This window comes from Agarivorans sp., from assembly GCF_050295395.1.
GTDB lineage: Bacteria > Pseudomonadota > Gammaproteobacteria > Enterobacterales > Celerinatantimonadaceae > Agarivorans.
Genome location: NZ_JBNKPP010000282.1, coordinates 1 through 5,874 on the forward strand (window position 1 = coordinate 1; position 5,874 = coordinate 5,874).

The window sequence follows — 5,874 nt, forward strand, 5'->3', positions numbered from 1 at the left end:
AAAGTGATAAACACCTTTTAGTTTTCGACGCACTTGGATACGAGCAACGGAGGAAGAAGATAATGCAGGGCGAGCTTTCTTTTTGCTTCGTTTTTCTTTTCTCGCAAAAGAAAAATGACGTCGCCGAAGGCGAAAGAAATAGCTTTTGATCCAATGCGGAGCATTAAAAACAAAAAGCCCCGAGCTTGGCTCGGGGCTTGGTATTTCTAGCCTTAGCTAATCGTCATTAGCTAACAGCGAGAAGCTTAACCACCTACGGCGATTTTCTTCATGTCTTTCATGTAGCCACGTAGTTTCTTACCTACGATTTCTACAGGGTGGCTGCGTAGCGCTTCGTTTACTTCGATAAGGCGAGCGTTATCAACGCCGTTGCTTTGCTCTTCAAAACCTTTACCAATGTACTCTAGGCTGATGTTGTTCACGGTGTCGCGCAATAGTGGCACAGCAGCGTGAGAGAATAGGTAACAACCGTATTCTGCAGTATCAGAGATTACTACGTTCATTTCGTATAAACGCTTACGAGCAATGGTGTTAGCAATTAGCGGAGTTTCGTGTAGAGACTCGTAGTAAGCACTTTCTTCGATGATGCCAGCAGCAACCATGGTTTCGAAGGCTAGCTCAACGCCGGCTTTCACTAGGGCAACCAATAGAATGCCTTTGTCGAAGAATTCTTGTTCGGTGATTTCTACGTCTGATACCGGAGCGTTTTCAAAGCCGCTTTGGCCGGTTTCTTCACGCCATTTAAGTAGGTTAACGTCGTCGTTAGCCCAGTCTTTCATCATGGTAGAAGAGAATTCGCCTTCGATGATGTCGTCCATGTGCTTTTCAAACAGTGGACGCATTAGGTCTTTTAGCTCGTCGGCTAGGTCAAAACATTTGATCTTAGCAGGGTTAGATAGACGGTCTACCATGTTGGTAATACCACCGTGCTTAAGCGCTTCGGTTACAGTTTCCCAACCAAATTGAATTAGTTTAGCAGCGTAGCCAGCGTCTAAACCTTCAGCAACCATTTTGTCGTAGGCCAAAATAGCACCTGTTTGTAGCACACCACAAAGAATGGTTTGCTCGCCCATTAGGTCAGATTTAACTTCGGCAACAAAAGAAGACTCTAGTACGCCAGCACGGTCACCGCCGGTGGCAGAAGCGTAGGCTTTAGCAATCGCTAGGCCGTTACCTTGAGGGTCGTTTTCTGGGTGAACCGCGATTAGGGTTGGTACACCAAAACCACGTTTGTATTCTTCACGTACTTCAGTACCTGGACACTTAGGCGCCACCATCACAACGGTGATGTCTTTACGTACTTGCATGCCTTCTTCAACAATGTTGAAGCCATGAGAGTAGGCGAGAGTAGCGCCTTCTTTCATTAGTGGCATTACCGTTTCAACAACGTTGCTGTGTTGTTTGTCTGGAGTCAGGTTAAGTACCATGTCGGCTTGAGGAATTAGTTCTTCGTAAGTGCCAACTTTAAAACCGTTGTCGGTAGCTTGAACGAAAGACGCGCGTTTTTCTTTGATGGCGGCTTCACGTAAAGCGTAAGAAATGTTTAGGCCAGAGTCACGCATGTTTAGGCCTTGGTTTAGACCTTGAGCGCCACAGCCCACCACAACGATGTTCCAATCTTTAATAAAGTTACAACCATCAGCAAATTCGCTGCGATCCATAAAACGACATTTACCTAATTGCTCTAGCTTCTCGCGTAGGCTTAGGGTGTTGAAATAATTAGCCATGTTTGACTCCGTAAAAATAGCGTTAATTAATGATGATGGTTGGTTCGTTGTGTTTACGAGATCCCAAGGCACCTCTTTGGATGCGTTTCTTATTGCTGTCTCGTGATGGGCTCAATATAAACCTAAAACTGAATTGCGTAAAATGATGATTTTGGGATATTGTATTGCATAAAATGAAATACAAGCTGTTTGGCAAAAGAAGGAAAACCCGTGGATGTAAGAAGTGTCGAATTGTTTTTACACCTAAGCCATAGCCTGCATTTTGCCAAAACCAGTCGTGCCATGCATGTTAGTGCCTCTACCTTGAGCCGAGTGATTCAACGTTTGGAAGATGAGCTAGGCAGTAGTTTGTTTATTCGCGACAAACGCAGTGTACAACTCACTCATGCAGGGCTGCGTTTTCGTAGTTTTGCCGAGCAATGGTTAGAGCAATGGCGTCAGTTGCAAATGGATTTGTCTTTGCACTCTACCGAGTTAGCCGGCGAGCTCACCATTTATTGTTCGGTGACGGCGAGTTACAGCCACCTTCCCGATATTTTAGATAAATACCGTCTATCCTGCCCTAAGGCCGACATTATGTTGGAAACTGGCGATGTAGCGCTAGCGGTAGATAAGGTCGCCAATGGCGAGGTCGACATCGCTTTGGCGGCTCGCCCTGAACACTTGCCCTTAAACATTGCCTTTGCCAGTATCGGTAAGGTGCCTTTATCGATTATTGGCCCTACTATTGCGTGCAATGTGCGTAAACTTTTGGTGCAGGATCCTATTCCGTGGGAGCAAATACCGATTATTTTGCCCGAGCATGGTCCGGCGCGGGCGCGCATCGACCACTGGTTTAAGCAAATGGGTATTCGCCCCGATGTCTATGCTAAAGTGGCGGGACACGAGGCCATAGTAAGCATGGTGGCTTTAGGTGGCGGTGTGGGCATAGCGCCACAAGTGGTGGTAGACAATAGCCCGGTGCGCGAGCGCATACAAAGTATTCCTGTGGGAGTAGACTTAGAGCCCTTCGACATGGGCATTTGTATGTTGTCACGCCGTTTACACGAGCCGTTAATGCAACGGTTTTGGCAAATAGCGGCCAATAATTAACAGATTAAAAAGGGGGAGACATGACGCCAGCAGTACAGCAGCTTAAAAAAGCCAAACAAGTCTTTCAGCTTTTAGAATATAAAAGTGATCCTCAGCAGGGCAATTTTGGCTTGGATAGTGCTGAAAAACTAGGCCTGCCCGCCGAGCAGGTGTTTAAGACCCTAGTTGCCTGTGATGAGCACAATCCTAAAACCATGGTGGTGGCGGTAGTACCGGTTACTGGCCAACTCGACCTTAAAGCCCTAGCCAAGGCGGCTAAAATTAAAAAGATGCGTATGGCAGAAGTGCCGGTTGCCGAGCGCACTACCGGTTATGTAAAAGGTGGGATTAGCCCTTTTGGACAAAAAAAGCGGCTGGCCACTTTTGTTGATAGCAGTGCCGACAACTTAACGGAAATAGTGGTCAGTGCCGGTAAGCGCGGCTTGTCTTTGCAGCTAAGCGCCAAGGTGCTAGCGACGGTTCTTGGGGCTCAATTTGTTACGCTTAGTCATTGATGTTGGTTGCTGGTTAAATGGGAGACGGTTAGCGCTGTTACTGGCGCTGTTTAGCGTTGGCCTATCGGCTGAGCCCCTCGCTCCAGCAAAATTTGCTACCTCCATCATTAAACCCTGGGGTTATCTTGAGCCCGAACTGGTAGAACAAGGTTTACTGCTGCGCTTTGCCAGAGCGTTAAGTGAAGAAGCTGGCATAGCCATGAGCAATCAAATGCTTCCTTACCCGCGTGTGATTAAAGAAATCGCCAGTGGTGAAAGTGACTTTGCAATCATGTTTGCCAGCCCTGAGTCAGAAGCCATTGCCGTTGATTTGGGGCGAGTTGTTACCGTTAAAGTGTTGGCTTTGGCCAATGCGGGTGAAGCGCCTATTTCCAGTGTAAAACAATTGCACGGTAAGCGAGTCGGGGTAATGCGCGGCGCTGCTTATGGGCCGGAGATAGACGACAACCCTAACATCGAGCGGGTCAGTTTTAATCACATTGAGCAAGCACTTAAAATGTTAGTTTTAAATCGAATCGAGGTATTGGTGGCGACCAACTATTCAATTTATTACGGTTTGCAAGCCTTGCATATTCACGCCAATCAGGTCACGCCGGTATACCACCTTGCTACACGTTATGGGCATTTATATTGGTCTAAGCAGTCTTCGCAACAGCAACAGGCCGAACGTCTTAAACAGGCCTTGCTTGGTTTGCGCCAGCGTGGCGAGCTGCAACGGATGTTCATGCTGGAAGGGGCACTGGCCAAGCGTGATTAAGCCGAAGGGCTGAGCTTGAGCCAACTATTAAGCTTCTATAGAATGAGACCAAATTAAGGAGATTTGAATGATTAATCCGAGCAAGATCGAAGAAATAGCCAAACAAGTGAGTGAGCTGGTTCCTCCTAGCTTAAAAAATGTGGGCGATGAGTTTGAGCGCAAGGTCAAGCAAGTGGTGCAGGCCAAGCTGAGCCAACTCGATGTGGTTAACCGAGAAGACTTTGAGGTACAAACTCAAGTATTGCTGCGTACCCGCCAAAAACTCAGCGAATTGGAAGCCAAGGTGGCAGAGTTGGAATTGAAGATTAATCAAAAAGATTAAACTCTTTTTCACTTACCTTAGACACTCGGTTTATTCATTACTAACAGGGGTCTTTTTAATAATATATAAAAGCCGACAATATAATTATTGTTGGTTTTTTGAACTATAAAATCCATTTCTTATTAGTTGCCAGCTTGGATGAGTCAGTTTTAAGCCTTTTTAAAATTAAAAAGACTTATTATTTATAAGGTTTTTGGGGCCTAACTTTTTATACACCGTATGTGGTTTGAGGCTTCTATCTATTCGTTCCCCTAAGTCAATTCCCTACATTTTATTCTTTTTATATATCAGCTTTACCATTCTAGCTTGGCATCTAGCCATGCCTAACACTTCGGTAAATGTGAACAAAAGCGGCGCTTTCTCACCTTTAGACTCTTGAATAGGGCGATTTTTTGTTGTTGGCTCACAATTTTTAGTGCTCTAGTTATCAAATAGTTAGCGCTTTGCCTGTTCAGCTATGCGTTTCCTCAGGTGAAATGTGCTGAAATTTTGACATTGCTTATGTTGTTTTATGATTTTCCATGAAAAGGCTTTCTAGCGGCGGCTTGTCTATTTCCTATTTATTACTCAGAGCTAGAATAGGCCTATGGCTTTTCAGTGTAAGCGCTATTGGCCTTAATTAAACAAATGGAGATGGATATGGAAATGAATAATAAAATGGTATTTGCCACAACAGTATTAGCGGGTTCACTTTTTTTAGTGGCATGTCATGATACTTCTTTGCCGGTTGAACCAGACCCAGTAACACCCCCACCAGCAGAAGGTAATGCACTAACTATTATTAACGATGGTGTTCCGGCAGAAGGTTTTAGTCTTATTGTTGGGTCTAATACGGAAGGTTATGCACACACAGACTTAGCTAAAGACGCGACTTACGAAAAAGCCAATTCTATAAAAGTGACACCTAGTACGCATGATGGTGATTATGCTTGGAAGGTGGAAACGTTTAACTCTGGTACCGGTGGCGCGGCAGAGGTTAACTTCATCATTGGTAACGATGCTAGCCCCTTGGATTTAACAGACTACCAAGCTGGTACTATGCTTATTGACCTTTCGGTAGTTGTTGCTGCAGCCAGTGAAACCGGAGACCACCAGATCCAGTTACAAACCAATACCGGTACTGATGACTACAAAAACCGCAAAGCATTTTATTTTAGCCAAAATCAATTGGCTGATTTAGAAGCCGATGGCTGGCAAACCGTGGCCGTTCCTATGAGCTGTTTTTCTGTGCAGGATGAAACTGGCGCATTTGACATCACCAAAGTACACCAGCCGCTACGTTTTGTTATCAAGCAAGATGAGCAAGTAACCTATGAAATAGGCAAAGTGGTAATTAGTGATAGTGCCGTTGCTCCTGAGGGTGCCGTTGCTTGGACTTGTGAATAAGCACTGATCTGGTCGCCACGTATTCCACAATACGTGGTGACTTTAATAAAGAGAGCTAAAGATGAAACGTTTGAATTATATTTCCGCTATCGCTTT

Annotated in this window: 6 protein-coding genes; 5 read left to right on the forward strand and 1 reads right to left on the reverse strand. The window is 45.2% G+C overall.

What is annotated here, in order from left to right; all coding sequences use genetic code 11:
- Positions 1-245: 245 nt before the first annotated feature.
- Positions 246-1,727, reverse strand: coding sequence for a ketol-acid reductoisomerase (gene ilvC / locus ACQY6Q_RS16710; RefSeq protein ID WP_055733079.1), 1,482 nt, complete (start codon positions 1,725-1,727; stop codon positions 246-248).
- Positions 1,728-1,937: 210 nt separating this feature from the next.
- Here ilvC and ilvY point away from each other — a divergent pair, with 210 nt between their 5' ends.
- From ilvY to ACQY6Q_RS16735, 5 genes are all read left to right on the forward strand, one after another.
- The gene (gene ilvY / locus ACQY6Q_RS16715; protein WP_427983206.1) at positions 1,938-2,819 is read left to right on the forward strand and encodes an HTH-type transcriptional activator IlvY; all 882 of its coding nucleotides are present in this window, start codon (positions 1,938-1,940) and stop codon (positions 2,817-2,819) included.
- Between the two features lie 20 nt (positions 2,820-2,839).
- Positions 2,840-3,313, forward strand: a complete 474-nt coding sequence (gene ybaK, locus ACQY6Q_RS16720) for a Cys-tRNA(Pro) deacylase (protein WP_427983207.1) — start codon at positions 2,840-2,842, stop codon at positions 3,311-3,313.
- Positions 3,294-4,070: a substrate-binding periplasmic protein gene (locus ACQY6Q_RS16725; protein ID WP_427983210.1), complete on the forward strand. Its 777-nt coding sequence runs from the start codon at positions 3,294-3,296 to the stop codon at positions 4,068-4,070. The genes ybaK and ACQY6Q_RS16725 overlap by 20 nt, the downstream gene beginning before the upstream one ends.
- 67 nt (positions 4,071-4,137) lie before the next feature.
- Entirely contained in the window at positions 4,138-4,392 is a 255-nt protein-coding gene (ubiK, locus tag ACQY6Q_RS16730) for a ubiquinone biosynthesis accessory factor UbiK (RefSeq protein ID WP_427983212.1), read from the forward strand.
- A gap of 639 nt (positions 4,393-5,031) precedes the next feature.
- Entirely contained in the window at positions 5,032-5,778 is a 747-nt protein-coding gene (locus ACQY6Q_RS16735) for a putative glycoside hydrolase (protein ID WP_427983214.1), read from the forward strand.
- Positions 5,779-5,874: the final 96 nt, after the last annotated feature.